Source organism: Micromonospora sp. NPDC049900, assembly GCF_044461025.1.
Lineage (GTDB): Bacteria > Actinomycetota > Actinomycetes > Mycobacteriales > Micromonosporaceae > Micromonospora.
In genome coordinates, this window is the sequence record NZ_JBITKM010000016.1 from 19,486 (window position 1) to 45,854 (window position 26,369).

22 protein-coding genes are annotated in these 26,369 nt (G+C 69.8%); 10 read left to right on the forward strand and 12 right to left on the reverse strand.

What is annotated here, in order from left to right; all coding sequences use genetic code 11:
- The first annotated feature begins 176 nt into the window (after window positions 1–176).
- From ACIBMZ_RS25855 to ACIBMZ_RS25875, 5 genes are all read left to right on the forward strand, one after another.
- Complete coding sequence (locus ACIBMZ_RS25855; RefSeq protein WP_396698064.1) at window positions 177–1,850, forward strand: cellulose-binding protein; 1,674 nt, start codon at window positions 177–179, stop codon at window positions 1,848–1,850.
- A gap of 143 nt (window positions 1,851–1,993) precedes the next feature.
- On the forward strand, window positions 1,994–2,896 hold the full coding sequence (locus ACIBMZ_RS25860; protein ID WP_396698066.1) for a polyphosphate polymerase domain-containing protein: 903 nt from the start codon (window positions 1,994–1,996) through the stop codon (window positions 2,894–2,896).
- A 15-nt stretch (window positions 2,897–2,911) separates the two neighbouring features.
- Window positions 2,912–3,589 (forward strand): DUF4956 domain-containing protein, encoded by a 678-nt coding sequence (locus ACIBMZ_RS25865; protein ID WP_396698069.1) that lies wholly within the window; start codon window positions 2,912–2,914, stop codon window positions 3,587–3,589.
- Window positions 3,589–5,283, forward strand: a complete 1,695-nt coding sequence (locus tag ACIBMZ_RS25870) for a CotH kinase family protein (RefSeq protein ID WP_396698071.1) — start codon at window positions 3,589–3,591, stop codon at window positions 5,281–5,283. The genes ACIBMZ_RS25865 and ACIBMZ_RS25870 overlap by 1 nt, the downstream gene beginning before the upstream one ends.
- Before the next feature lie 150 nt (window positions 5,284–5,433).
- Window positions 5,434–6,015: a hypothetical protein gene (locus tag ACIBMZ_RS25875; protein ID WP_396698072.1), complete on the forward strand. Its 582-nt coding sequence runs from the start codon at window positions 5,434–5,436 to the stop codon at window positions 6,013–6,015.
- Window positions 6,016–6,204: 189 nt separating this feature from the next.
- On the opposite strand, the gene ACIBMZ_RS25880 is transcribed toward ACIBMZ_RS25875, so the two are convergent.
- From ACIBMZ_RS25880 to ACIBMZ_RS25890, 3 genes are read right to left on the reverse strand one after another with little or no spacing between them, the layout of a single operon-like run.
- Complete coding sequence (locus tag ACIBMZ_RS25880) at window positions 6,205–7,422, reverse strand: ABC transporter permease (RefSeq protein WP_396698075.1); 1,218 nt, start codon at window positions 7,420–7,422, stop codon at window positions 6,205–6,207.
- A complete protein-coding gene (locus ACIBMZ_RS25885; protein ID WP_396698077.1) occupies window positions 7,419–8,189 on the reverse strand; it encodes an ABC transporter ATP-binding protein in 771 nt (256 codons plus the stop codon). The genes ACIBMZ_RS25880 and ACIBMZ_RS25885 overlap by 4 nt, the downstream gene beginning before the upstream one ends.
- Window positions 8,186–9,412: an efflux RND transporter periplasmic adaptor subunit gene (locus ACIBMZ_RS25890; protein ID WP_396698079.1), complete on the reverse strand. Its 1,227-nt coding sequence runs from the start codon at window positions 9,410–9,412 to the stop codon at window positions 8,186–8,188. The genes ACIBMZ_RS25885 and ACIBMZ_RS25890 overlap by 4 nt, the downstream gene beginning before the upstream one ends.
- Before the next feature lie 90 nt (window positions 9,413–9,502).
- Here ACIBMZ_RS25890 and ACIBMZ_RS25895 point away from each other — a divergent pair, with 90 nt between their 5' ends.
- Both ACIBMZ_RS25895 and ACIBMZ_RS25900 read left to right on the forward strand, forming a co-directional pair.
- The gene (locus ACIBMZ_RS25895; RefSeq protein WP_396698081.1) at window positions 9,503–10,210 is read left to right on the forward strand and encodes a response regulator; all 708 of its coding nucleotides are present in this window, start codon (window positions 9,503–9,505) and stop codon (window positions 10,208–10,210) included.
- Window positions 10,207–12,024, forward strand: a complete 1,818-nt coding sequence (locus ACIBMZ_RS25900) for a sensor histidine kinase (RefSeq protein ID WP_396698083.1) — start codon at window positions 10,207–10,209, stop codon at window positions 12,022–12,024. The genes ACIBMZ_RS25895 and ACIBMZ_RS25900 overlap by 4 nt, the downstream gene beginning before the upstream one ends.
- Before the next feature lie 65 nt (window positions 12,025–12,089).
- On the opposite strand, the gene ACIBMZ_RS25905 is transcribed toward ACIBMZ_RS25900, so the two are convergent.
- Both ACIBMZ_RS25905 and ACIBMZ_RS25910 read right to left on the reverse strand, forming a co-directional pair.
- Window positions 12,090–13,652 carry an alpha/beta hydrolase-fold protein gene (locus ACIBMZ_RS25905; RefSeq protein ID WP_396698085.1) on the reverse strand — a complete coding sequence of 521 codons (1,563 nt, stop codon included), beginning with the start codon at window positions 13,650–13,652 and terminating at the stop codon, window positions 12,090–12,092.
- A gap of 431 nt (window positions 13,653–14,083) precedes the next feature.
- The gene (locus ACIBMZ_RS25910; protein WP_396698087.1) at window positions 14,084–15,046 is read right to left on the reverse strand and encodes a LamG-like jellyroll fold domain-containing protein; all 963 of its coding nucleotides are present in this window, start codon (window positions 15,044–15,046) and stop codon (window positions 14,084–14,086) included.
- Window positions 15,047–15,183: 137 nt separating this feature from the next.
- On the opposite strand from ACIBMZ_RS25910, the gene ACIBMZ_RS25915 reads away from it, so the two are divergent.
- Window positions 15,184–15,384, forward strand: coding sequence for a hypothetical protein (locus tag ACIBMZ_RS25915; RefSeq protein ID WP_396698089.1), 201 nt, complete (start codon window positions 15,184–15,186; stop codon window positions 15,382–15,384).
- Between the two features lie 21 nt (window positions 15,385–15,405).
- On the opposite strand, the gene ACIBMZ_RS25920 is transcribed toward ACIBMZ_RS25915, so the two are convergent.
- The 6 genes from ACIBMZ_RS25920 to ACIBMZ_RS25945 form a co-directional block, all read right to left on the reverse strand.
- Window positions 15,406–15,711 (reverse strand): DUF1905 domain-containing protein, encoded by a 306-nt coding sequence (locus ACIBMZ_RS25920; protein ID WP_396698091.1) that lies wholly within the window; start codon window positions 15,709–15,711, stop codon window positions 15,406–15,408.
- Between the two features lie 134 nt (window positions 15,712–15,845).
- On the reverse strand, window positions 15,846–17,558 hold the full coding sequence (locus tag ACIBMZ_RS25925) for a cellulose binding domain-containing protein (protein ID WP_396698093.1): 1,713 nt from the start codon (window positions 17,556–17,558) through the stop codon (window positions 15,846–15,848).
- Between the two features lie 300 nt (window positions 17,559–17,858).
- On the reverse strand, window positions 17,859–18,809 hold the full coding sequence (locus tag ACIBMZ_RS25930; protein WP_396698096.1) for a nitroreductase: 951 nt from the start codon (window positions 18,807–18,809) through the stop codon (window positions 17,859–17,861).
- Window positions 18,810–19,898 (reverse strand): hypothetical protein, encoded by a 1,089-nt coding sequence (locus tag ACIBMZ_RS25935; RefSeq protein WP_396698098.1) that lies wholly within the window; start codon window positions 19,896–19,898, stop codon window positions 18,810–18,812. It abuts the gene before it with no gap.
- The gene (locus ACIBMZ_RS25940) at window positions 19,895–20,335 is read right to left on the reverse strand and encodes a DUF4188 domain-containing protein (protein WP_396698100.1); all 441 of its coding nucleotides are present in this window, start codon (window positions 20,333–20,335) and stop codon (window positions 19,895–19,897) included. The genes ACIBMZ_RS25935 and ACIBMZ_RS25940 overlap by 4 nt, the downstream gene beginning before the upstream one ends.
- Window positions 20,336–20,337: 2 nt before the next feature.
- Window positions 20,338–21,915 (reverse strand): phenylacetate--CoA ligase family protein, encoded by a 1,578-nt coding sequence (locus tag ACIBMZ_RS25945; protein WP_396698102.1) that lies wholly within the window; start codon window positions 21,913–21,915, stop codon window positions 20,338–20,340.
- Between the two features lie 253 nt (window positions 21,916–22,168).
- Between ACIBMZ_RS25945 and ACIBMZ_RS25950 the strand changes: the two genes are divergently transcribed.
- The gene (locus ACIBMZ_RS25950; RefSeq protein WP_396698103.1) at window positions 22,169–23,557 is read left to right on the forward strand and encodes a non-reducing end alpha-L-arabinofuranosidase family hydrolase; all 1,389 of its coding nucleotides are present in this window, start codon (window positions 22,169–22,171) and stop codon (window positions 23,555–23,557) included.
- Between the two features lie 82 nt (window positions 23,558–23,639).
- Here the strand turns inward: ACIBMZ_RS25950 and mgtE are convergent, their stop codons facing one another.
- A complete protein-coding gene (mgtE, locus tag ACIBMZ_RS25955) occupies window positions 23,640–24,968 on the reverse strand; it encodes a magnesium transporter (protein ID WP_396698105.1) in 1,329 nt (442 codons plus the stop codon).
- A 360-nt stretch (window positions 24,969–25,328) separates the two neighbouring features.
- Here mgtE and ACIBMZ_RS25960 point away from each other — a divergent pair, with 360 nt between their 5' ends.
- Window positions 25,329–26,345 (forward strand): TerC/Alx family metal homeostasis membrane protein, encoded by a 1,017-nt coding sequence (locus tag ACIBMZ_RS25960; protein WP_396698107.1) that lies wholly within the window; start codon window positions 25,329–25,331, stop codon window positions 26,343–26,345.
- Window positions 26,346–26,369 lie beyond the last annotated feature (24 nt).

Consider the following 26,369-nt stretch of genomic DNA (forward strand, 5'->3'; position numbering starts at 1 on the left):
CTGCAACAAACCTGCACATCTCTACTCTTGCGCCGCGAGTAAGCGCTTTCCTAGCCTGAGATTACATCGATGTTTCGCTCTATGGCCAGTTCGAGGGCTTACGAAACTCAGTCACCTGCGGTGTCGGGCTGTGCAGGACGTGTCTCGCGCCGCGCTCACTCCCGAGGAGTCCATCCGTGAGAACCACAGTGCGACACAGGCTTCTGGCCGGCGGTACCGCCGTGGTCGCGGCGGCCGTGGTGGTCGCGGCGCTGCCGTTGACCCACGCGTCGGGTGCGGCCGACGGCCTCGTGGCCGCCTCGGTCGTCGCCGACGCGACCAACCTCAGCATCGGAGCCGGTGCCGACGGCTCCAGCAAGGGCGGCGGCACCAGCTACGGCAACGTGATCGACGGCGACGTGGGCACATACTGGTCGCCGTCCGGCTCGACCGGCCGCGTCTCGGTCAAGTGGGGGTCCGCCACCACGGTCGGCTCGGTCACCATCCGCGAGGCGTCCGGCGCGGCCGGGGTCATCGGCGGCTGGCGACTCGTCAACAACGACACCGGCGCCACCCTGGCCAGCGGCACCGGGGCCGGGACGATCACCTTCGCCGCCACCTCGCTGCGCAAAATCAACTTCGAGATCACCAGCGCGAGCGGCACGCCGAGGGTCGCCGAGTTCGAGACGTACGCCTCCGGCACGACGACCCCGCCCACCACACCGCCGCCGACGACCGGGCCGACCACCCCGCCGCCGACCACGCCTCCGCCCACCACCCCGCCGCCCTCGTCCGGCACGCTCTACGTGGCACCGACCGGCACCGACAGCGCGCCCGGGACGCTGGCGAGCCCGACGACGCTCACCTCCGCGATCACCCGGGTCACCGCGGGCGGGACGATCTTCCTGCGCGGCGGCACCTACCGCTACTCGCAGACGATCACCATCGGCCAGGGCAACAACGGCACGTCGAGCGCCCGCAAGAACATCTTCGCGTACGCGGGGGAGACGCCGATCCTGAACTTCTCGGCGCAGAGCGAGGACCCGGCCAACCGTGGGCTCGAAATGGGCGGGTCGTGGTGGCACGTCCGGGGCATCGTCGTCGAGCGGGCCGGGGACAACGGCATCCTGCTCGCCGGCAACAACAACATCGTCGAGCGGGTGGTGACCCGCCACAACCGGGACTCCGGCCTCCAACTCTCGCGGCTGATCGCCAACGCGCCCCGGGACCAGTGGCCCTCGAACAATCTCGTGGTCAGCACGGTGTCGCACGACAACGTGGACTCCGACGGTGAGGACGCCGACGGCTTCGCCCCCAAGCTGACCGTCGGCTCCGGCAACGTCTTCCGCTACACGGTCGCCCACAACAACATCGACGACGGGTACGACCTCTACACCAAGAGCGACACCGGAGCGATCGGCGCGGTGACCATCGAGTCCTCCCTCGCCTACGGCAACGGCACCCTGAGCAACGGCGGTCAGGCCGGCAACGGTGACCGCAACGGCTTCAAGCTCGGTGGTGAGGACATCGCGGTGAACCACACCATCCGGGGCAACATCGCCTACGACAACGGCAAGCACGGGTTCACCTACAACCGCAACCCCGGCACGATGACGGTGTCGAACAACGCCAACATCGGCAACACCGAGCGCAACTTCAACTTCGACGGCGGCTCCTCGGTGTTCCGCAACAACACGTCGTGCAGCGGCGGCTCGAACGACCGGATCGTCGGCAACTCCGACAGCTCGAACCAGTTCTGGTCCGGCACCAACGGGTCCCGGTGCGCGTCGTACTCGGGGGCGTTCGGCTGGTCCTTCGCCTCCGACGGTCGGCTGGTCGTGACCTTCGGCGGCCGGGTGGTCACCCCGTAACGAGCACGGACGAGGTCGGCGTCACCGGTCTGCGGTGACGCCGACGTCGTTCACGGGGGGTTCATCCGAGAATCAAAGCCGGTTCATAGGTACGCCTGTTGGTATTCGTTGGCATCTGTCGCCTACGGATCGGCCAACATCCCATGCTCACTTGGCGCAACCGGGCACCCGCCCGTCCCGCGACGCGTACGCCATCGGCACCGATCGTCGGGCCCGGCCCGGCTGCGGACCGCGACGATCAGGCCGGGCACGCCCTCCGCGCACCGAGCCGACTGCATGCGTTCAATCGGTACGAGGTCAAGTACGTGGTGCCGGTCGGTGACGTGCCGGCGCTGCGTGCCGAACTGGACGCGCGAATGGGTCGCGACAGTCATGGTGGCCGGACCGGGTACGGCGTGTGGAGCGTCTACTACGACACCGACCGACTGCGCTTCTACTGGGAGAAGATCGAGGGTCTCCGGTTCCGCCGCAAACTGCGGGTGCGCCATTACGGCGACCGCTCCACGATCACCGACGACAGCATCGTGCACGTCGAGGTCAAGCAACGGGTCAACCGCGTCACCCAGAAGCGCCGCGTCGCCCTGCCGTACCGGCTGGCCCGTGATCTCTGCGACCGCCGGGAGATGGTCGAGCACCATCCCGACCAGGGTGCCTTCCTCGAAGAGGTGCAGGAACTGATCTGCGGACTGGATCTGCGTCCGGTCGCGATGACGGGTTACCAGCGGGAGGCGTTCGTCGGACGGGACTCCGACATCGGCCTGCGAGTCACCATCGACCATCGGGTACGCGGCCGGGACCGCGACTTCCACCTGGGCGCCGAGGCGGAGAACCGCCTCATCGTGCCGGCCACGCTCGCCGTGGTGGAGATCAAGGCCAACGAGCGGGTGCCGTACTGGCTCACCGACCTGGCCGCCCGGGCGAACCTGTCGATCGTCCGGATGTCGAAGTACTGCCAGAGCGTCGAGGCGTTCGGCCGCGCTCCCCGATCGGTCTTCCACGTCACGGAGGGCACCGCCGATCGGCACCCTTCTCACCCCTACGCGTAGAGAGCACACATCCTCATGCCGTTCGAATTCCAGGACCTCTCCGGTACGTTCAGCGTCGGCGACATCGCCCTCGCCCTGTCGCTGTCGTTCCTGCTCAGCGCGATGATCGGCTGGGTCTACCGATTCACCCACCGGAACATCTCGTACAGCCAGTCGTACGTGCAGACGCTCGTCATCCTCGGCATGCTCATCTCGCTGATCATGCTCGTCGTCGGGTCCAACATCGCCCGCGCGTTCGCTCTGGTCGGTGCGCTGTCCGTGGTGCGCTTCCGGAACGCCATCAAGGAGACCCGGGACGTCGGTTTCATCTTCCTGGTGATGGGTGTCGGCATGGCCTGCGGCACCCGGTTCTACATCCTGGCCGTGGTCGCCGCCGTCGCGATCAGCATGATCATCGTGTTGATGTACCGCTTCAACTGGTTCGCCGCAAACGTGCAGCGGCAGGTGGTGAAGGTGCAGGTCCCGCCGGTGGCGAACTACACCGAGTCCATCCAGGACGTGTTGGTCCGCCACACCAGTGAGTTCGAGCTGGTGAGCATGGAGACGATTCGTGGCGGCGCGTTGACCGAGATCATGTACACGGTGCGGCTCAGGAAGGGCACCGAGCCCGGTCAACTGATCGCCGCGTTGGCCGAGCGCACCGGCGGTCAGCGGGTCACGGTGCTCACCGGCTACGACCAGACGGACCTGTGATGAGGCTCAAGCACCGGATCCCGGTCCGGGTCCGGCACTACTGGAAGTTCCTGGCCGGCTGCGTCGCCTTCCTGCTCGTCCTCACGGTGACGCTCAGCACGGTGCGCATCCGCCCGTACGTCACCAGCAGCGCGGTCGGCGGTGACGTGGTCACCCAGGACATCGTCGGCACCGTGGACCTGTTCGACGAGACCGCGGCACACAGCATCACGCTCGTCTATCGCGACGCGGACTACCAGCGGATGTTGGACACCTTCTACGCCGAGGGCGAGAAGGACTACATCGAGGCGGACCTGGTCATCGACGGCACCAGCGTGCCCAGCGTCGGTATCCGGCTGAAGGGGAACTCCACGCTGCGCAGCCTGAGCCGCAACGGCGAGACCCCGCAGGGCGCCGCCGGACCGAACGGCGCGAGACCCGGCGGCGACCAGGACGGCGGGCGACGGCAACGCGGCGGTCAGGACCAGCCCTCCGGCACCGGCCCGGCCGGACCGGAGGGCGCCCCCGGCGACGGCGTCATCCCGGACGGGGCCGACCTCGCGCCGAACGGCGGCGGGATGTCGCGGATCTCGCTCCAGGCCGAGGAACCGGAGAACCTGCCCTGGCTCATCCGCTTCGACGAGTACGTCGACGGTCGCCGCTATCAGGGACACCGGGAACTCTCCCTCCGCGTCGCCGGGATGGGCGGCGGCTCCACGGTGCTCAACGAGGCGGTGACGCTCGACCTGCTCGGTGACGCCGGTGAGGTGGCCCAGGAGTACGCGTACACCAGCTTCACCGTCAACGACCGGCCGACCACCGCCCGGCTGGTGGTGGAGCATCCCGACGAGAACTTCACCGCGAAGATCGACGGCAGTGGTGTGCTCTACAAGTCGCTGGCCACCGGCAGCTTCACCGACCAGGGCGACGATCCGACCGCCTACGACGACGACTTCAAACAGATCACCATGAAGGGCAGCCAGGATCTGCAACCGGTGATCGACCTGATCAGGTGGGTCGAGAACGCCAGCGACACCGAGTTCGACGAACAGCTCGCCGACCGGGTCGACGTGGAGTCCTTCGCCCGGTACGTCGCCTGGCAGAACCTGCTGCTCAACTTCGACGACATGTCCGGGCCGGGTCGCAACTACTACCTCTGGTACGACCTGACGAGCAAGAAGTTCACCGTGATCGGCTGGGACTACAACCTCACCTTCAGCGGTGACGCCGGTCAGGGCCCGCACGAGCAGGGTCGCCTCGGTGGTGGTTTCCGGGGCGGGGGTGCCACCCGCCCGACGACCGGTCAGCAGGGTGCCGAGACCGAGGGCGGAGCACCTCCGGGCTTCACCGCCCCGGATACCGCCCCGCCGGGCTTCGATCCCGAAGTAGCCGACGCGAGGCCCGACCGCGCGGGGCGTCCCGACAACGGTGGACCCGGTGGTGCCGGTCCCGGTGGTGGCGGCCACCTCCTCAAGGAGCGCTTCCTCGCCAGCGAGACGTTCACGCAGGTGTACGAGGACGCGTACCGCGCGCTCTATCGGCAGGTCTACGCCGACGGCGCGGCCCTGGCGGCGCTCGACGGCATCACCGAGGTGTTGTCGAGCGTCGACGGGCAGGACGCGCAGACCGTGACTGACGACGCGAATCGGCTGCGTACCCTCGTCGGTCAACGCACCGAGAGCCTCGCCGCGGACCCCGTGATCACCCAGAGCTGAGCCCGACGTGGCCCTCCGCCGATGCCCTGCCGGGAGAACATCGACCTGACATGTTCCTCACGTCCGCTCGCGAGGCTGGCTGCGGCCGGGTCGAGAACCGGCCGCAGTGGCCCGGGAGCCTCCCGGACCGATCGGACGAAAGGCGTTGTCATGCGCAGGAATCGGACGCTGTTGATGAGTGCCGTCATGCTGATCGCGTTGTCGGCCTGCGGGTCGACGGCCGACGAGCAGAAGACGGACGACGGCACCGGGCAGGTGGCCTCACTGGCCACCCCCGAGCCGGAACGGACCGGCTCGGCGCAGCCGAAGGAGGAACGTCCGCGCGAGCGGCTCGACACCACGCCGGAGGAGTACCAGGCGCTGCTCGGGCCGTACCGCAAGTGCCTGAAGCAGCAGGGCGTAGCGGACAGGTTGACCGCCGGGCACCCCGGCCGACCGTCCGGCGAGACCAACGCCAAGGAGGCGGAGGCGTACGAGGCGGCGAACCGGATCTGTGAGCCGAAGTACTATCCGCTGCCGCCGTGGGAGAAGGACCCGGCCAACCCGGAGGCGCGGGACTTCGCGGTCGCCGTCGTGAAGTGCCTCAAGGACAAGGGCGTCAAGTACGTGGAGGTCTCCGAGGACGGCGTCTCGCTCGCCTTCGGCGGGGACCAGAACCACTCCCGTTCGATCAGCATGGGCCTGGATCTCGCCCCCGAGTGTGAGCGCAAGGTGGCCGCCGAGTCGAACTGACGACGCTCCGCCGAGCACCGCGAGATGTCGGCGTGAGTTGTCGGGGTGAGATGTAAGGAGGGGACCCTTCCTATACACGAGGCGTTAGGAAGGTGCCCTTCCTTTCACAGCGGAGCGCGGCGGCCGGTCCTCCGGCCGCCGCGCTCTTGTCGTTCGCCGCCCTGCGCCGAGCGCCGGGCGGGGGCAGGCTCACGCGGCGGCGAGGGCCTGCGTCGGGGGCAGCCGGGCCGCGCGTACGCAGGGGTAGACACCGGCGAGCACGCCGATCACCACGGCACCGCCGACTCCGAGGACCGCCGCCTGGCCGGGCAGCACCAACGGCCAGCCCTGCCAGGCCGCGTACCCGACGGTGGCGAGCAGTCCCACCGCCGTACCGACCAGACCGCCGAGTGCCGCCAGCACGGTCGACTCGGTCAGGAACTGACCCCGGATCTGTCCACGGGTCGCCCCGAGCGCCCGCCGCAGGCCGATCTCGGCCCGCCGCTCCAGGACCGAGACGACCATCGTGTTGGCCACCCCGATGCCCCCGACCAGCAGGGCTACCGCAGCCAGCGCCAGGAAGAGCACGGAGAAGTTGCCCTCGGTGGCCCGCTTCGCGGCCAACGCGTCGGAGGGACGGCTCACCACCACCGTGCCGGGCCGCTCCGGTGAGATCGTCTCCGCCAGCACCCCGCGTACCGCCTCCAGTTGTGACTCCTCGCAACGGATGTAGATCACCGTGGGGTGGCCGTCGAACCGCAGCTCACTGCGGGCCGCCGGCCAACCGACCAGCACCGATCGGTCGATGTCCGGGGACAGCGGAGTCTCGGCCAGGATGCCGATCACGGTGAACCGGCGGTCCGCGATCGTCACCTGCGGTGCGGGCTGTCCGGCGGGCAGATCGGCGATGCCGAGCCGGGTGGCGGCCACCGAGCCGAGGACGACGGTGGGGAAGTCCGCCGTGGCCGGGTTCAGCCAGCTACCGGCACGGATCCGCGCGTTGATGGTGGGCAACAGGTCCAGGTGACTGGCGAGCACGGTCAGGCCGGAGCCGTCCGTGGGGTCGAGATGGTCGTTGCGACGTACCACGGTGCGGGTGTTGCCGACCGCGCTGACCGCCGTGACCGGGCCGATCCGCTGCACCATCCCCACCGCCGACTCCGGCAGCTTGACCGGTGGGTCTCGGTCCGGGGCCGCCATCGCCTGGAGAGAGTTCGTACCGAGCGCGGTCAACTCGGTCAGCAACGCGGCCTGCCCGGCGGCCGGGATGCCGGTGACCACGATCATCGTGGCGATGCCGATGGCGATACCCAGCGCCGACAGCACCGCCCGCAGCGGGCGGGCCCGCAGGCCGGTCAACCCGAGCGCGAGCAGATCCGGCAGGGCCAGCCGGGCCGGCCGTGGTGCCCGGTCGATCGGCCGGGTCACCGGTCCGACACCACATCGCCGGCCGGGCCGCCCGACTCCACGGCACGGGCCGGGCCGCCCGACTCCACGGCACGCGCCGGGACGAGCGACGACTGCGTGTCGTCGCGGATCAGTCGCCCGTCGCGGATCTCGATCTGCCGGGGCAGGGACGCGGCGATACCGCGGTCGTGGGTGATCAGCACGATGGTGGTGCCTTCCTCGTTGAGCCGGCGCAGCAGCCGTAGCACGGACTGCCCGGTGGCGGTGTCGAGTGCGCCGGTGGGTTCGTCGGCCAGGACCAGCGACGGTTGGTTGGCCAGGGCGCGGGCGATCGCGACGCGCTGCTTCTCGCCGCCGGACAACTGCCCCGGGCGGTGCCCGGTGCGGTGCGCCAGGCCGACCCGGCCCAGGGCACGCAGGGCGTGCTCCCGCCGCTGTCGTCGGGGCACCCCGGCGTAGAGCAGACCGGTGGCGACGTTGTCGACGGCGCTGAGCCCGTCGGAGAGGTGGAACTGCTGGAAGACGAAGCCGATCTCCCGGGCCCGCAGCGCCGACAGCCGCCGGTCCCCGAGCGTCGCGACGTCCTGACCGGCGATGTGGACGGTGCCCGAGGTGGGCCGGTCCAACGTGCCGATGATGTTGAGCAGGGTCGACTTCCCCGACCCGGAGGGTCCGACGACGGCCACCAGTTCTCCGGCGGCGACGTCCAGGCTCACGTCGGCCAGCGCGGTGACCCCACCGGGATAGACCATGGACGCGTGGCGTACCGAGAGCACGGGCGCGGTCACGAGGGCACCACCACCTCGGTGCCCTCGGTCAGCCCCTCGCCGGTGATCTCGACCCAGCCGTCGGCGAACATGCCGGTGCGTACCGCGACCAGCCCGCCGGGCGCCTGCACGGCGTAGCCGCCCTCACGCAACGCCACCAGCGCCTCGACCGGCGCGACCAGCACGTCGGTGGCGGTACGCCCGGTGAACTGCACCTGCACCTCGCCGGAATCGAGGTCGGCGATGGTCTGCGGCTTGTCGACGGCCACCGTCACGGTCAGCAGGGGCGGGCCGCTCGCGATGCCGGCGTCGCTGGTGACGAGGTCACGGCCGACGGAGACGACCCGGGCGGGGACCTCGCGGTCGTCGGGCAGGCCGACGGTGACCCGGTCCCCTCGCTTGATCGAGGCGGCGTCGGTGAGTTCGGCACCGACGGTGATCACCTTGCGGACCGAGGTCACCGACAGCAGGGGCGTCTCCGCCGGGTCACCGGGTTGGCCGGTCACCGAGTCCACCCGGACCGCGCCGCTCGCGACCTCGACGTGTCCCACCGGGATCGTGCCGGTCGCCGGCACACCGAGGTCGGTCTGCCAGCGTTTGATCGCCGTGACCAGTGCGGGCGTGAGGACGCCCTCGCCGCTGCGTACCTGGTGCGATGCTGCCGGGGATCCCGCTGCCGCCGTCGGCTCGTCGTCAGCGTCGCCGTCGGCGGCGCTCTGGGTCGGGGGCTGCGGCGTCACCCGCTCGCCGGGCGACGGCTGCCGGCCGATCGGGTAACCGAGCGCGCGAAGGTTGTCCGCGACCACCCGGACGTCCCGGCCGACCAGGTTCGATCCGGCGATGTCCCGGTACATCGGCAGGCTGCCGTAGAACAGCACCACCGGGCGGTCGTCGGCCCGGAACAGTTGCCCGCCGCGCTTGACGGTGGTGCCGGCCTTCGGCAGCCAGGTGACCGTCGCGGTCAGGTGCCCGGCCAGCGGGCGCGTCGGGCCGTACCCGAGGCTGCCGGGCAGCGTCCGGGTGGTCGACAGGTCGCGGCGCGCGATCGGCGTGGTCGCGACCGCGTCCGTGTCCCCCGAGGCCGGCTGGGCGTCGGCCCGCTGCCGGGTGACCACGATCCCGGAACCCACCGTGAGCACCGCCACCACGAGGCCCACGGCGAGCCACCGCATACCGCGTCGCCGTACCGGCGGCTCGGGTACACGCGGGATGAACTCGGTCGGGGCGTCATGCTTCGGATCCATGCCGACGAGGGTGTCCAGCGGTCGTTAGAAACCTGTCAGGTATGGCCGCCGGAGCCCTGCCGACGGGAATCCAGACCTATCATCGCCGCCATGTGTGCACAGGTGCTGGTCGCTGACGACGATCCCCGCCAGGCCGAGGTGGTACGCCGATACCTGACCGCCGAGGGCCACGACGCCGTGGTGGTGCACGACGGCCGGGCGGCGCTGGACACGGCCCGTCGGCTCCGCCCCGACCTGCTGGTGCTGGACGTGATGATGCCGGAGCTGGACGGTCTCCAGGTGTGCCAGGCCCTGCGCCGGGAGTCCGACGTGCTGGTGCTGATGCTGACCGCCAGGTCCACCGAGGACGACCTGCTGACCGGACTGGACCTCGGCGCGGACGACTACCTGACCAAGCCGTACAGCCCTCGGGAGCTGATGGCCCGGGTCCGCACCCTGCTGCGGCGGGCGAAACCCGGCGCAGCACCGTCCGCCGACGCCGGGCTGCTGCGGGTCGGACCGATCGAGGTCGACCCGACCGCCCACCAGGTGACCGTGGACGGCGTACGGGTCGCCTGCACCCGGGGTGAGTTCGCCATCCTGGCGGCGATGGTGAAGCAGCCGAACCGGGTCTTCACCCGAGGTCAACTGCTGCACCACACCCGTGGCGTCGACCGCAGCTCGACCGAGCGGACCATCGACGTCCACGTGATGAACCTGCGCCGCAAGATAGAACGCGATCCGCAGCGCCCGGCCTGGCTGGTCACCGTCTTCGGGGTCGGCTACAAGCTGGCCGGCGGTCCGGCGAAGACACGGTGAGCACCCGGCGGGTGCCGATCCGGCACAGTCTGGTGACCCGGTTGCTGGTCACCTCGGTGCTGATCGCGATCGCCGCGATCACGTCCACCGCATGGCTCGCCACCCGGACCGCGACCCGGGCCATCAGCCAGGAGCAGGGTCGCTCGCTCGCCGAGAACACCGAGGTCTACAACGAGCTGATCGAGTACGCGGCCACCCACCCGGACTGGTCCGGGGTGTCACCGCTCATCGAGCAGCGGGCCGCCGGGCTGGACCGGCGGATCACCCTGATGACGGAGGACCGGGCGGTCGTGGCCGACACGCGCGACGGTCCGCCGCTGCACGCCGCCCGCCCGGCTGCCGTGGTCGATCCGCTGAACCTGGACCTCGGGCTCACCGGCGGCACCGACCGCATCGACCCTCGGGCGGTCGGGCCGTTCCGGGTGCCCGACGACGTACGCGACGAACTGCTCGCGAGCGCCAAGGAACAGTTGGAGTGCCTACGGCGGAGCCGGCTGGGCGGAAGGATCGAGTCGCTGCCCGACGGGCGATTCACCGTCGTGCTGACCACGCCGGATCCGCGCGGAGCGGCAGGTAGCTGCGAGGCGAAGCCGTCCACGGCCAGTGGTGCCGAGGAGAAGGCGCTGCGGACCCTCAGCCGGCTGACGGGCGACTGCCTCGACCTGGCCGAGGACGAGGGACTGGAGATCCTGCCCGACTTCAGCGCGTACCTGACCAACATCTGGGTCGACGAGCGCAGTGCCCGCCCCGCCCCACAGGAGACCTTCCGGGTCGACGTGGACGCGGACGAAGCGGCCCGGATCAGCGAGTGTGTGGAGAGGTCGCGGCGGAGCATGCTCCAGTCGCACGTGGCCCCGGCCGTGCTGCTGTTCATCACCGCACCGGACAGCGGCGCCGACCAGACCACGTTCACCCTCTCCGGCGAGAACACCGTCCGCATCGTCACGGTGACCGGTGCGGTGCTGGTCGCCACCATCATCGTCACCGTGCTGGTCGGCCGCCGGCTGGTCCGTCCGTTGCGGACGCTCACCGACGCCGTCGACCGGCAGCGACCGGCTCCGGTCTCCGCACCGGACGAAATCGGGCGGCTGGCCCGGGCGCTGAACGACTCGATCCACCGCCGGGACCGCGCCGAGGCACAGCGACGCGCCATGGTCAGCGACGTCGCACACGAGCTACGTACCCCGCTGACCAACATCCGGAGTTGGCTGGAGGCGGCCCAGGACGATCTCGCGCCGACCGACGCCCAACTGCTCGGTCTGTTGCACGAGGAGGCGGTGCTGCTCCAGCACATCATCGACGACCTCGCCGACCTGGCCGCCGCGGACGCCGGCACGCTGCGGATCCATCCCGAGCCGACCTACGTCCGGGACGTGGTCACGCAGGTGGTGGACAGCCACCGGGGTACGGCACAGGCGGCCGGGATCGCGCTGACCGTGCAGATCGAGGACGACCCGGTGCTGTCGGCCGACGCGGTCCGGCTACGGCAGATCGTCGGCAACCTGGTCTCGAACGCGATCCGGTACACCCCGCCCGGCGGGTCGGTCACCGTCGCCGCGCAGCAGAACACGATCACCGTACGGGACACCGGGGTGGGCATCGCGGCCGATCACCTGCCGAAGATCTTCGATCGGTTCTGGCGGGCGGACGGGTCCCGTACCCGCGCGACCGGCGGCAGCGGCCTCGGCCTGGCGATCACCCAGCACCTGGTCAGCGCCCACGGCGGCACCATCGACGTGCAGAGCACCCTGGGCGAGGGCAGCCTGTTCACCGTCCGGCTGCCGGACACCCCGACGGGGCCGCGTCAGGGATGACGCGGCCCCGCCGGTGACGGTGGGCCGAGGACGGGGGAGGTCACCGGCCCACCATGCTCATCGGATCAGCGCACCCGCAGCTTCTGGTGCACCTCTGCGGTGGGCGCGTAGGTCCGGTCACCGGAGTAGGCGACGTGCACCGCGTACGACCCGGCGGACAGCCCGGTGGTCGGCAGCTTCACGACGGCCTTGCCCTTGTTCAGCGCCACCACGTGCGTGGTCCCGGCGAAGGTCACGGTGACCTCGCCGGTCGGCGTCGGGGACTTCTTGTGCTGGGTCTGTGCCCGCACCTCGACGTCGAGCGTGAACGCGCGCCCGGCGGGGACCGACGCGGGCGCGGCCTTCGCCTTGACCTTGGCACGGGCGTCACCGACCGTGTCGACGCCCGTCCAGAGGTGGTCCCGGGCGAAGATCGTGAAGAGCTGGCTCGCGGTCATGCCGTCGTGCGCGCCGGGAACCTGGGTGGTGTGGGCGGTGTACCCACGGGCCCGGAAGTTGTCGGCGATGGCGTTCTGGTTGTTGAGGTTGCCCTCGAAGACGCCGTTGCCGAGGAAGACGAGGAGGTCGTCGTCGCCGACGGCGTTCGCGACGTTGTCGTAGTCCTGCGCGCTCAGCGACGGGTTGCCGGAGAAGTGACCGTAGTACCCGAACGTGGTCGGGTAGCCCCGGATCACGTGGGCGCCGGTCATACCGCCGTAGGAGAACCCGGCGTACGCCCGGCCGGACCGGTCGGTGGCGACGTTGTACCGGTCCTCGATGAGCGGCAGGATCGTCTGGACCAGGTTGTCGGCGGCGTTGGTCTGGTTGTACGAGGCGAAACCGAGGCTGGTGCCCGTGAAGTGGTTGCCCATGGTGACGACCACGGTGGGCTCGATCTCGCCCTTCGCGGTCATGTTGTCCAGGATGTTCGGGACGTTCGCCGGCACCATGAAGTCGGTCTCGTCACCGAAGATGCCGTGCGCCAGGTACGCCACCTTGTACGGCTGCGCGCGCTTGGGGTCGTAGCCGGGCGGCAGGTAGACACCGAGGTAGTGGCCGCTGTCGCCGAGGATGGTGGTGTACGGGACGTATCGGACGGTGCCCCGGTCCTTGGGCTTGGCCGGCAGCTCGTACTCGGCACGGCCCTTGAGCACCGGGTCGTTCTGCTTCGCCGCGTACGGCACGTACACGGCGTCGAGGACGTCGTTGTTCCGGGTCCGGAACGAGGACTCACCCGGCGGACGCGGGTTCGTCGAGGCCGGGTCCCAGATGCGCTTGTTCTCCCAGCCCTGGGTCGGGTCCCAGACCCGGTACCAGTAGCTGATGCCGCCCGCGTGCAGCGGCAGCGAGACCGACCAGTTGCCCTTCTTGTCCCTGGTCATGTCGCGGAGGAACTCGGTTCCCCCGGCGTGGTACCGACCCGGCTGCCACTGCTCCGGCTGGTACCGCGTGTTGCCGGTGTTCACGTCGAGCAGGGTCAGGTCCCCGGCGAGACGGACCTGGGTGGCGTTCGGATTGCGGTAGACGAAGGTGACCGTGTATCCGGTCGGTGAGTGCTTGTCCGCCTTGACGGTCGCACCCTCCTTGGCCGCGGGCTTGGCCGAGGCGGCGGCCGGCGCGGAGACGATGAGGCCGACTCCGAGTGACATGGTCGCGAGCAACGAGACGGTACGCCTGAGCCTGCGCCTTCCGGTCTCTGTCTTCAACTGAGCACACTCCTCTACAACCGCTTCTCGCGGTGCTGTTCGGATCTGGTGGTCGTGTTCGGACCCTGGCTCTGGGCTCCGGCTCACTGCCGCCGGAGCCGCTGAAGGTGGGTGGGGTCTGCGCGACGAGGCGCGGGGCGGTCGGACATGGAGAGCCTCCTCCTGGGCCACGTGGGCTACTGCCCGGTGGGGGGTTATGACCCGTTTCGGTACTCTGTGGACCTGGTCCTGTGCTAAATCGAATTAGCATCGGTAGTGTGGCGGGGGTCGCCTTTCGATGTCAAGGGTGTTCCAGGGCTGTTACGGCTCGGGTCGCTCCTGGTCAGGGCCGTACAGAGATCGACACTCCGTCACCGTCGAGGGTGGCGGTGCCGTCACCCGTAGATGCGGAAGTTGTCGAACTCGAACGCGCCGAGACTGGTCGCGATGACTCCCGTGGTGCCGTCCGGGAAGTCGACGGCGTCGACCGTCTTCACCTTCGCGCCGTTGATGTAGAGATCGAGCTGCGCGCCCCTGCCGACGACGGCCAGGCTGTTCCATCCGTCGGCGGTTATCTGTTCGGAACGCTCGGTCAGGCGGTAGGAGAATCCGAGTGCGTCGCTGCGCGCCACGAACGAATAGGTGCCGTCCCCGGAAAGCAGAAATGCGTAGTACTGCTTCGGCTGCCCGGACCACCGGTACATCAGTCCGGCCGCGCTGGTGGACCGGCTCCGTTGCGCAATTCGTACGTCGACGGAGACCGGTCTGTCGGTCATGTCGACCGGCACCGCGTCGCCGGCGTTGGTCGCGTTGATCCAGATGTAGTGGATGGCGCTGGAGCCGGTCTGGTTGGAGAGCCGGAACAGTCCCTGCGCGGTGTCCACCTCGCTGCGCCACACGTCGGTGTCGTCGTCGGCGGTGTCGACCCAGAGCGCATACCGTTGCCGGACCTCGTCCGGATCGCTGGCGGTCGAGGTGAACGGTTCGGTGAACAACGCCTGCCGGAACGGGTCCGGCTGCTGCTCCTTCGGCATCAGCGCCGCGATACCGGCGACGATCCCGACCAGGCCGGCGACGATCCCGATCAGACCCGGGACCGACCTCAGCACACGCCGGAGCCGCTGCCGACCGGTACCCGTCGCCGGGGCGTCGGCCTCCGCCGGATCGGACGGCGAGGGCTCGGCGGCCACCTCCTCGCCTGCCGGCGGCGTGCGCTGCCCGACGATGTCGGCGGTGCCGCCCGGGTCGGCGAAATCGGTGTTTCCGGAATCGGTGTCGGCGGACGCTTCCGAGGGGATCGAAAGGTCCTCGCGACGAGTCCCGTCGTCATCGAGTGGGGAAGGATGCTCACTTCTCATGAGCGGCAGTCCTCTCCGGTCTGCTGTGGAATTTCCACGATGTCGACGAGGATTCGAGTCGCCGGGAAGGCGGTTATTCTGGATGGTAGCGAGGCATGCCAGGCGCACCGGAATTCGACGCGAATACGACCGAGAACATGCCCGTGCAGGTCGACGTCGTGGACACCGTCAGCGGGTGGCTCACCGAGGTCACCGTGCCGCTGCGCGCCACCGACGGTGACTGGGTGGTCCTGCGGATCTCCGACCCGGCCCTGCCCAACGGCACGCCGGGGCCGGTCGGACACCCCGGCAACGACTTCGGTGTGGCCGACACCGGCCCGTGGTGGCTGCGCCTCTGATGCCTGCCAACGACACCGCCGTCATCCGTTATCGACCAGTTCGACGGTCACGGTGGCGGTGTCACCCACGTCGAGCGCCTCGGCGGTGCGGACGGCCCGCTTGACCGGAAGGACGTAGCAACCACGGTTGCTGTCCGGGAACACCGAGGTCGTCCACCGGCTGCCGCCGATCGCGGCCCGGACGCGTACCGCACCGAAACCCCGACGGGTCCCACCGGAGAGCTCGCGGATCTCCTCCGACGCCCCGACCGGCAGACTGACGAAGGTCCAGCTCTCGTCACGCCGGGCAGCCCAGATCCACAACTCACTGTCGAACGTCACGATCACGACGGTCAGCATCACATCCGGGACCGACAGCGCCGACGATCGACCCGACCGGGACCACGATCACAGCTACCGGACGCCCCGCGACAACCGCGTGGCGCGCGATCACGCGTGCCACGCAGTTGCCGTCCGGGTGCTCAGTGGGTCAGGACGACCGTGGAGATACTGCGCGCGCCCACGTTGACCGAGACCTGTCCGCCGTTGACGCTGGTCGACTGGCTGGCAGCGTTGGCGTTGAGCGAGGTCAGGTAGTGCTCCGCCCGGGTGACGGACTGCGGCACCTGGATCACCGCGTTGTTGACCGCGCTGGTCGAGCGGTTGAGGATCACCAGGGTGGTCTTCCCGCCACCCTGGTACGCGGTCACCTCCAGCGGCGCGGCCTTGGCGCTCTTGGCCAGGGCGACCCGCTGGTAGCCGGGGCGGACGTACTTGGAGTACTGCGAGAAGGCGTACCCCCGCTTGAGCGGTGCGCCGGCCGTGGTGCCGAAGGCAGCCTCGCCGTCACCGATGAAGGAGTAGTAGCGCTTGCCGTACCACCAGACGTAGGCGGTCCAGTTCGCCTCCATCGAGCGGTGCACCGTCCGCATGATGTCGTCGAGCGTCTCGTTCCAGACGGTCTGGTTGCCCGGGTTGCCCCAGATGTTGGACCCGTTTCCGTCGGCTTCGTGCAGGTTCCACTCGGTCATCCACACCGGCTTGTTGTGCTGGTCGGCCAGCGGGTACGACCGCAGTCGCCCGGACGCCTCGGTGCCGTACAGGTGCCCGCCGATGTAGCCGATGTTGTTCCGGGCGGTGGTGTCGTTGAGCGTCGGGTCGGTGTAGGTGTAGTTCAGGTTCACCGCCTCGGCGACCATCAGCTTGGTGTTCTGCACCCGCGTGCCGTGGTCGCGTACGAAGTTGCGCAGTTCGGTGCCGCTCCAGTCCATCGAGTCGTAGTCCGGGTGCCAGTCCGGCTCGTTCTGCACCGAGGTGACGTCGATCGGCACGCCCTGGCCGCGCATGTACTGGACGTAGCTGTTCAGGTGGTTGGCGTAGTCGTCGTAGTAGTCGGTCCGCAGCTTGCCGCCGTTGATCCGGCTGTTGTTCGTCTTCCACGCCGCCGGTGCCGTCCAGGGCGAGGCGAGGATCTTCACGCCCGACCCGTACGACTTCGCCGTCCGTAGCGCGTTGACCTGCGTCGGCCACTCACCGGAGACCGGCGAGATACCGGTCCGGACGATCGACAGGCCGAGTTGGTTGTTGCCCAGCCCGACCAGCGTCTGAGTCTCGGCGGTCGACCACGCGCTGCCCCAGATCGACACGGCGGCCCCGAACCCGTCGACCGTCTGGTAGCGGGTGGCGTTGTTGACCGTGATGTCGGCCGCGCCGGTGGGCGGCGGCGTGGTGGGCGGTGGGGTCGTCGGCGGCGGGGTGGTCGGCGGTGGGCTGGGGATGGTGCCGCCGGTGCAGCCCACACCGTTGAGCGCGAAGATGCTGGGGGCGGGGTTGCTGCCGGTCCAGGACCCGTTGAAGCCGAACGAGACCGTGCCGTTGGTGGGTACGGCGCCGTTGTAGCTGACGTTCCGGGCGGTGACGGCGGCGCCGCTCTGGCTCACCGTGGCGTTCCACGCCTGGTCGACGGTCTGTCCGGCGTTGAAGGACCAGGTGAGTGCCCAGCTCGTGAGCGGATCACCGTTGTTGGTGATGGTGACGTTGGCACCGAAGCCGCCCTGCCACTGCGACGAGACGGTGTAGTTGACCGTGCAACCGGCTGCCGCCGCACCGGCGGGCATCGCCACGGCGACTCCCGCCGACGCCAGGAGTACGGCCCCGGCGGTCACCCGGGCGGCATTGTGTGTGAACGTTCTCATTCGCCTTTTCATCGCTGCGCTGGTCCTCCTCGAAATTGGATGCCTCGACCTGCCGTCGGTGACGACGCAGAGACGGGAGCGCTCCCAAGGTGCGGCGGAGGCCGCCCTGCTGTGCCCAGGACGGGGGCGATGATGAAAGCGCTTGCCAGATCGGCACGAATGTATGCCGCGTCAACGATCGATGTCAATGTTGCGGCGCGTCGCCTCCGAGGCGGCCGTACGCAACCCGGCCGTGGTGAAAGGAAGGGTCCCCTGCTAACGCCTGGTGCACTGAAGGGGACCCTTCCTTACATCACAGCCTCAGCGGCGGCGGGACGAGCGGGGAGCCGGTCGGGTGGGGCGGCCCACCCGGGTGACATGCAGCAGTCGATCCGGTGCCACGCCCAGGAGCGCGGCGAGCGCCGTCCGGGTGGCCGCGACGTCGACGAGCTGACTCAACGGGTGTGCCGCCAACCCGGCCGCGTGCAGTGTCAGCCAACACCGCAGCAGTACCCGCCCGAATTCCACCTGCCCGACCCGATCCAGCCCTTCCGGCGCGACCAGGACCAGCACGTCGCCTCCCCGGGCGAGCGGGTCGTCGGCGGCGGCGAGCAGCCTCGGCAATCCCAGCCGTCGCAGCGCCGGATAGGCGGCCAGCGCAGCCCGCAGCCCGCTCGCGGCCGGGCGGGACAGCCCGAGGCAGCGGTCGGTGAGGCCGTCGGCGTGGTAGTCGGGATGGGTCGGGGTCAGCCGCAGCCAGCGGCGCAGCTCGGCGACGACCGCCGGGTCCGCGTACACCTGCCGGTCGGCCTCGCGCAGGAGCGCGCCGAGGCGGTCGGCGTGCGGCAGGGTCCGGACGCTGCCACCGGCCCGCCGGGCGACCGCGTCCACCGCCGCGACCGCGTCGCTGTCCGGACCGCTGACGAAACCGCCCCGATGGGTACGCCGATCCCAGACCTCGGTGGTGCGGAAGGGGGTCGGGTAGCGGCTCGACGCCGGCCGGAGCCGCCCCACCCACGGATCGTCGTGGTCGGCGACGTACTCCAGCGACAGGTCGGCGTCCGCGGCGACGATCAGGCAGGTCTCCACGAACGCGCCCAGGGACAGGCGCAGGTCCCGGCCGCCGGGGTCGGCCGCCGGCAGGGTGTACGCCGGGTCCCACCCGACCCGGATCTGCCCGGGTTCGTAGCGCAGCCGCCACGGCTGGGTGTTGTGCGCGCTCGGCGCCCGCCAGCAGAGCGGTTCGAGCGCGCGGAACGCGGCGACGTCCACCTACCGCTCCTTGGCGTAGAACGTGTAGCCGTGCAGCGGGCGGCCACCGAGCCGCCGGTACTGGGCCGCCGACGCCGGGTTGTCCCGTCCGACATAGGTGCTGCGCAGCGCCGTGTATCCGGCGGTGTGCAGGTTGTGGTGCAGGTGCGTGGAGAGCAGCCGTTGGTAGCCGCGCCCCTGGTACTCCGGGACGACGCCCTTGACGATCAGCACCGCCTCCCGCCGGTAGCGGCGGCGGGTGCCGAGCAGCCGGATCTGGTTGACCAGGTGCAGGTCGCCCCGGACCGCCACCATGAACTCGCTGATGTCCGGAACACACAGCGTGAACGCGACCGGCTGACCGTCCCGGGTCAGATAGAGCAGCAACGACTCGTCCAGCAGGTACGCCAGCCCGTCGGTCTGCCGCCGGAGCTGCCAGGCGCAGATCGGGGTGTAGTACCCGAGCTGGGCGAAGGAGTCGTTCAACATGCCGCGCAGCAGGTCGAGTTGGTCGTCGAGTCGCCGTACGTCACCGCGGTGCAGCTCGATCCGCGCCCCGTCCGGGTCGACGCGTACCGGGGGCGCCGGTTCGGCCGGTGTGGGCACCGGGCAGATCCAGGTGTCGGACTCGAACCGGCGCTGGAACCCGTACGCCTCGTAGGCCGCCGCGTAGTGCGCCGGGTTCCAGGCGCTGTCGACGAAGCCACGTTCGGCGTACCCGGAGGTGATCACGCCGCCGGCCTGGTTGGGCAGCAGCGCCACCGGGCCGAAGAGCAGGTCCCGGTCGGGATCGGCGTGGGTGGAGATCGCGTCGAACAGCGGCCGGGCGGCCTCGGCGGTGAACTCGGTCAGCCCGAAGAGCTGACACCGTCGGCCGATCTTGGCGTCGAAGGCCGCGTCGATGTGCAGGGTGGTCCGGCCGACCACCGCGCCGGTGGCGTCCCGCAGCACGTACATCGGGATGCCGTCCTGCCACCACTGCCGGATCTGCTGGCGCGGGATGGGCACGTGGCGCGGCTCGTCGGCGTACAGACGGTCGGTGAGCCCGAGGAACTCCCGCAGGCCACGGCGGCAGGTGATCCGCTCGAAGCGGTATCCGTCGGCACTCACCGGATCACCGCCGGGCCGGTCGTCTCCGCGCCGAGCGGAGTGAACGTGTCGATGTGCCCCATCTCCGGGCCCTCGGCCCGCCAGGTGCCGTTCGAGTAGCCGTCCGGCGAGGCCGTGTAGAGCCGGATGAACCCGGCGGTCGCGTTGCGGGTGCCGTCGGTCAGCCAGGCCATCAGTTTCCGGTGGTGCCGGGTACGCGCGAAGCGCAGCATCGCGTCGCGGTCGGTGAAGAACGCGATCGTGCCGAGCGTGAGCGGGAACTGCCAGTAGACGGTGTGCCAGCAGTAGCCGGACATCCGTCGCATGTCGCGGACCATCCGGAACCAGTCCGGGGCGAGCCGCAGCAGCACCAGCGGGCTGGCGTAGCGGGTCCCGCCGATGAACATGGCGCCGGCGCGGGCCTGCGCGGGCGCGCGGGAGAAGTCACGGGTACGCATGGTCACCTCACCAGGTAGACGTTCTTGATCTTCTGATCGCCGGTGAACGGGCCGTCACCGGGCTCGTGCAGCTCCACCCGCAGGTCACCGGCGGTCGGGTCCTCCAGCAGTGACTGTGCGAAGTCCCGGGAGACCGAGGTGAGGTGGCGGCGTACCCCACCCCGGCAGGCGGCGACGAGCGCGTCGCGCTGCGACGCGGGCAGCGGGCGGCGCAGTTCGATGTGGATCACCGGCCGGGTCTCCAGCGACGCGTCCTCGACCAGCGTCAGGCAGAAGCGGTTGATCTCGGCGGCGTGCGGGTTGCCGGTGTAGAGGCCGTACTCGACGTCCTGCGGATAGAGGTTGGCCCCCAGGTAGGAGACGGTGGAGTCGCGCCGGCCGAACAGCAGCAGCACCGGCAGGGTCATCCGCTCGACGGAGACGGCGGTGCGGAACTCGGCCCGGCGGACCGGGTCGGCGTGTGCCAGTTCGACGATCCGCTGGTACGGCACGAGTACCGCCTCGTCGCCGATGTTGTAGCGCAGCCGGGGCTGGAGCACCTCACCGGTGACCGTGCAGACCAGCTCGCGGCGGTCGTTGGTTTCCAGGTAGGTGGCGAACGGGTTGTACTGGAAGACCATCGGCAATCGCTGCTCGTCGGCGCCGAGCAGCTCGGCGCGTAGCCCCCGGTCGGTCTGCAACCGCCGCCGCAGCCACACCGTGAACCGGGTCTCGGCACCGATGCCGATGGTCAGGTCCGAGGCCCCGTACGCGGAGCGGACCAGGGCGAACCGCTGCTCCAGGTAGTCGCGCAGCGCCTCGGTCATGCCCTCGCCCCCGCAACTGGCGAAGATGCGGTACTTCCCCCACTCGAAGCCACCGGCGTCGAGCCGGTCCCGCAGGTGTTTGAGGAACGGCGGGTAGGCGGTGACCAGGTAGTCGTAGTCGGGGCCGAACTCGTGCAGCGTGTCGACGATCTTCCCGAGGTCCGGGCCGGTGTTCTTCACGACCGCGATCCGGGACATCGCCGCGCCGGTCGTGGTCCCGGTGGCCCAGGCCCCCATCGAGTACGCGTTGATGACGAACGCTCGACGCATCGGGAAGACCAGCCCGGTGTAGCCGGCGATGTCCCGGTGCACCGCGCGCAGTTCCCGGTCTCCCCGGGGCCAGTTGAACGGCCGTCCGGACGAGCCGGCCGACTCGTCGACCACCACGCCGCGGGACGGCATGCGGCCGTGCCAGCACCGTGCGGCGGCGGCGTGCGCTGTCACGTACCCGTGCTTGTCGGTCTCCGGGAAGTCGGTCAGTCGGCGGCGGGCGCGGGCCGGGCGGGCGCGCAGGAAGGACTGGTACGCGGGGACGTGCCGGGCGGCCCGCTCGCAGACGGCCTGTGCGTTCGCCGCGGCCAGCCGGTCCAGGAACGGGTGGTGTCGCCGGGCCAGCCACCGCCATCCGGCGGGGTGGCGACCGGCGATCCGGGTCAGTGCGGCGACCGCGCGTCCGCCGGTCGCCAGCGTCGTCTGACGGCACCGCGCGGCCAGCGCCGGAAGCGGCGACTCGGCGGTACCCAGTGCGATGTGTCGGTGCGGCAGTTCGGCCATGTCGCCATCCTGTTCGCGTCGACGTGCCGACACCTGAGCGCGGGAACGGGACCGCGTTGAGTACCCGTACCCAGGCGAGGGTGAGGGCCGACACCGCTCACCGGTGGGCGTAAAGACCTAAATCGCATCCACCGTCGTCAAAGGTTGAGGGGTTGGGAGCGCTCCCGTAGCATGCCTGACACGTATGTTAACGCTCACCTAACAATGACCTTCGCAAATGCGTCGGTCGACTCAGTGCTGGGAAGGATGCTTTATGGCTAGATCCAGAATGGTCAATGCCAGTCTGGTGTCGGCCGGTGTGGCGATGCTGGCGACGTCGGCGGTGGCCGTCGTCGCGCCGCCAGCCGGCGCTGCGGCGGCGGGCTGCTCGGTCACGTACGCCGTGGCGTCGCAGTGGCAGGGCGGCTTCGGCGCCAACGTGTCGATCACCAATCTCGGTGACGCGGTGTCCAGTTGGACGCTGACCTGGTCCTTCGGGGCCGGGCAGACGGTGACGCAGTCGTGGAACACCACGCTGACGCAGAGCGGCACGGCGGTGACCGCGAGGAACGTCAGCTACAACGGCTCGATCCCGACCAACGGCTCGGTGTCCTTCGGGTTCAACGGCTCCTGGACGAGCAGCAACCCGACACCGACCAACTTCGCCCTCAACGGCGTGGCCTGCAACGGTGGCACCACACCGACGACCCCGCCGCCGACCACTCCGCCGCCGACCACGCCGCCGCCGTCGGGTACCTGCTCGCTGCCGTCGTCGTACCGGTGGTCCTCGACCGGCGCGTTGGCGCAGCCCCGCTCGGGTTGGGTGTCGTTGAAGGACTTCACCCACGCCCCCTACAACGGCCAGCAACTCGTCTACGCCACCACCCACGACACCGGCACCAGCTGGGGCTCGATGAACTTCGGCCTGTTCTCCAACTGGAACCAGATGGGCTCCGCCAGCCAGAACCCGATGCCCTTCTCCGCCGTCGCCCCCTCCCTGTTCTACTTCGCCCCCCGCAACATCTGGATCCTCGCCTACCAGTGGGGCGGCCCCGCCTTCTCCTACCGCACCTCCACCAACCCGGCAGACGTCAACAGTTGGGGACCGGCACAAACCCTGTTCACCGGATCCATCACCAACTCCGGCACCGGCCCCATCGACCAGGCCCTCATCGGCGACAGCCAGAACATGTACCTCTTCTTCGCCGGCGACAACGGCCGCATCTACCGCGCCAGCATGCCCATCGGCAACTTCCCCGGCAACTTCGGTTCGAACTACACCACGATCATGACCGACACCACCAACAACCTCTTCGAAGGCGTCCAGGTCTACAAACTCGAAGGCGAAAACCGCTACCTCATGCTCGTCGAAGCCATCGGCTCCCAAGGACGCTACTTCCGCTCGTTCACCGCGACGAGCCTGGGTGGCACCTGGACCCCACAGGCCGCCACCGAGAACAACCCCTTCGCCGGCAAAGCCAACAGCGGCGCCACCTGGACCAACGACATCAGCCACGGCGAACTGCTACGCACCAACGCCGACCAGACCATGACCGTCAACGCCTGCAACCTCCAACTCCTCTACCAGGGCCGTGCACCGAACTCCGGCGGCGACTACGGCCTCCTGCCCTACCGCCCCGGACTGCTCACCCTGCAACGCTGACCCACCGCTCCACGCCCGGCGGGCCCACGACAGGCCCGCCGGGTGCGGACGCCGGGCGGATGCCGCCGCGGCCGGGTCCGGGTCAGAACGTCAGGACCAGGTGGGCGACGGCGAAATAGATGATCAGCCCGGTGGCGTCGACGAGGGTGGTCACCATCGGCGCGGAGACGACCGCCGGGTCGATGCGGAGCCGCTTGGCCAGCAGCGGCATGGTGGCGCCGACGGTGGCGGCCCAGGCACAGATGATGACCAGAGAGACGCCGACGACCACGGCGATCTCACCACCGACCACGACCACGCCGACCACCAGGCCGACCGCTGCCAGCATCGCGCCGAGGAGCAGGCCGACCCGCGACTCCCGCCAGATCACCGCCGGCAGGTCCGAGCCGCGCAACTCACCCAACGCGAGGGCGCGTACGGCCGAGGTGGTGGCCTGCGCGCCCGCGTTCCCGCCGGTGCCCACGAGCAGCGGGATGAACAGGGCCAGCGCGGTCACCTGCGCCAGCGTGGCCTCGAACGCCTGGAGCACGTTGACGGTGAGTACCGAGGCGACGATGAGCAGCAGCAACCAGGGTGCCCGGGAGCGGGCCAACCGCCAGACGCTGACCGCCATGTAGTGGCCGGGCCAGGGCGCGGTGCCGGCCTGCCGGGCCACGTCCTCGGTGTCCGCCGCTTCGATGATCTCCATCGCGTCGTCGAAGGTGAGCAGGCCGACGAGCCGGTCCTCGCTGTCCACGACCGGCAGGGCGAGGGTGTTGGTCTCCCGCACCAGGCGGGCTGCCTCCTCGGCCGGGTCGGTGGCGCGTGCCCGGAAGACGTGGGTGTCCACCAGGTCGGCGACCGGTACGTCGGCGGCGCTCAGCACCAAGTCCCGCAACTCCACCACGCCGACCAGACGGCGGCCCGGGTCGACCACCGGCAGCACGTACACGGTCTCGGCCTCGGCGCCCTTGCGCCGGACCACGTCGAGGGCCTGGGCGGCGGTGACCTGCCGGGGCAGCGCGACCGCCTCCGGCGTCATGATCTGCCCGACCGAGCCGGGCGGGTATCCGAGCAGTTCGGCGGTCATCTGGCGCTCGCGCGGCGAGAGCCCGGCCAGGACGCGTCGGGCGACCTTGGCCGGCGCCTCGGTGAGCATGCGGGCCCGGTCGTCCGGATCCATCTCCTCGACCAGCTCGTGGAACGCCTGGTCGCGCAGCCCCACCAGGATGCGCTGCTGGTCCACGGGGTCCAGTTCCTCGAAGACGGCGAGTGCCGGGTCCTTGTCGAGCAGCCGGAACGGCACCCCGGCGGTGACTCCGTCGAGTCGGGCGAGTTCGTCAGCGATCTCGTACGGCGGTCTGCTGTCCAGCCACCCGCGGATCAGCTCGAGGTCGTTGCGGTCGACGAGCTGCTGCAACGTCCCGGTCATCCGATCACCTCCACGGGTGGTGCTGGTTCGGTGCAAAGTTCCGTAGCTACCCGGTGCATGTGCCGAGTACGCCGCCGAGCGGCCCGGCGACAGGCCAGGGACCTGGTGATCTCCACCACGACCGGACCCCGTTCGGGGTCGCCGACCTCGCGTGGAAGGGGCAGGGAACCGCCACACCGACTCGCCGCGCGCCGACGCCTGGCGGCCCGGGGCGGGCTGTCCTAACCTTGGCGGTACGAGGGGAGTACTTCCCACGAACCATACCGGTCAGTACGGCGCACCCCGGGTGTGCCTCGGGTGGTTGCCCACGAACGGTGGGTGAAGGAGACCTCGAACATGCACGGTGTTCGAGGAAGGCCCATGCCCGAATTGTCTTACTCCGCCGGTGAACTCCACTCCGTGGGCACGCCGTTGCTCTGGACGGTGACCATCGTCGGGGTGTTGGCCCTGCTGGTGCTCGACTTCGCGGTGACGCATCGCCCGCACCGGGTGTCGCTCAAGGAGGCGTTGGGCTGGTCGGCCTTCTACATCGCGCTGCCGCTGATCTTCGGTGCCTGGGTGTGGTCCGAGTTCGGCTCCGAGCAGGGCGTCCACTTCCTCACCGGCTATCTGGTCGAGAAGTCGCTGTCGGTGGACAACCTGTTCGTGTTCATGCTGCTGCTGGCGGCGTTCGCGGTGCCGGCCGAGTTGGCCCAGCGGGTGCTGCTGTTCGGGATCACCGGCGCGTTGGTGCTGCGGAGCGTCTTCATCGCGTTGGGTGCGGCGGCGTTGCAGACGCTGGACTTCGCGTTCCTGATCTTCGCGTTGATCCTGTTGTTCACCGCCGCGAAGCTGCTGCGGGACGCGTTCACCGGGCACGAGCAGTCGGTCGACATCGGCAACATGCGCTCGGTGCGACTGCTGCGCAAGTTCATGCCCGTCGTGCGCGAGTACCACGGCACCAAGATGGTCGTCCGGGTCGACGGCCGTCGGGCGTTGACGCCGTTGGCGTTGGTGGTGGTGGCGGTCTTCGCCACCGATGCGGTCTTCGCGGTGGACTCGGTGCCGGCGGTCTACGGCATCACCGAGGACCCGTACCTCGTCTTCGCCACGAACGCGTTCGCGTTGCTGGGTCTGCGGGCGCTCTATTTCGTGCTGCACGCCGCGCTCAGCCGCCTGGTGCACCTCAGCTACGGTCTGGCCGTGATCCTGGCGTTCATCGGCGTCAAGCTCGGCCTGCACTGGGCGCACGGTGTCTGGGAAGGTGTCCCGCTGATCCCGACGGCGGCGTCGTTGCTGGTCATCATCGGTGTGCTGACGGTCGTGACGATCACCAGCCTGCGTGCCACCCGCAACGTGGTGCCGGGCTCCAAGGAGGTCGTCACCGAACGGCGGTGATCCGGGCCCGCAGGAGTCAGTCGC

Coding starts and splice junctions, on each gene's coding strand:
- ACIBMZ_RS25860 (WP_396698066.1), top strand. CDS start 1,994: ATGCTCACTTGGCGCAACCGGGCACCCGCCCGTCCCGCGACGCGTACG.
- ACIBMZ_RS25915 (WP_396698089.1), top strand. CDS start 15,184: ATGCCCGTGCAGGTCGACGTCGTGGACACCGTCAGCGGGTGGCTCACC.
- ACIBMZ_RS25870 (WP_396698071.1), top strand. CDS start 3,589: ATGAGGCTCAAGCACCGGATCCCGGTCCGGGTCCGGCACTACTGGAAG.
- ACIBMZ_RS25890 (WP_396698079.1), bottom strand. CDS start 9,412: ATGGATCCGAAGCATGACGCCCCGACCGAGTTCATCCCGCGTGTACCC.
- ACIBMZ_RS25910 (WP_396698087.1), bottom strand. CDS start 15,046: ATGAGAAGTGAGCATCCTTCCCCACTCGATGACGACGGGACTCGTCGC.
- ACIBMZ_RS25940 (WP_396698100.1), bottom strand. CDS start 20,335: ATGCGTACCCGTGACTTCTCCCGCGCGCCCGCGCAGGCCCGCGCCGGC.
- ACIBMZ_RS25925 (WP_396698093.1), bottom strand. CDS start 17,558: ATGAGAACGTTCACACACAATGCCGCCCGGGTGACCGCCGGGGCCGTA.
- ACIBMZ_RS25905 (WP_396698085.1), bottom strand. CDS start 13,652: ATGTCACTCGGAGTCGGCCTCATCGTCTCCGCGCCGGCCGCCGCCTCG.
- mgtE (WP_396698105.1), bottom strand. CDS start 24,968: ATGACCGGGACGTTGCAGCAGCTCGTCGACCGCAACGACCTCGAGCTG.
- ACIBMZ_RS25950 (WP_396698103.1), top strand. CDS start 22,169: ATGGCTAGATCCAGAATGGTCAATGCCAGTCTGGTGTCGGCCGGTGTG.
- ACIBMZ_RS25875 (WP_396698072.1), top strand. CDS start 5,434: ATGCGCAGGAATCGGACGCTGTTGATGAGTGCCGTCATGCTGATCGCG.
- ACIBMZ_RS25895 (WP_396698081.1), top strand. CDS start 9,503: ATGTGTGCACAGGTGCTGGTCGCTGACGACGATCCCCGCCAGGCCGAG.
- ACIBMZ_RS25865 (WP_396698069.1), top strand. CDS start 2,912: ATGCCGTTCGAATTCCAGGACCTCTCCGGTACGTTCAGCGTCGGCGAC.
- ACIBMZ_RS25960 (WP_396698107.1), top strand. CDS start 25,329: ATGCCCGAATTGTCTTACTCCGCCGGTGAACTCCACTCCGTGGGCACG.
- ACIBMZ_RS25945 (WP_396698102.1), bottom strand. CDS start 21,915: ATGGCCGAACTGCCGCACCGACACATCGCACTGGGTACCGCCGAGTCG.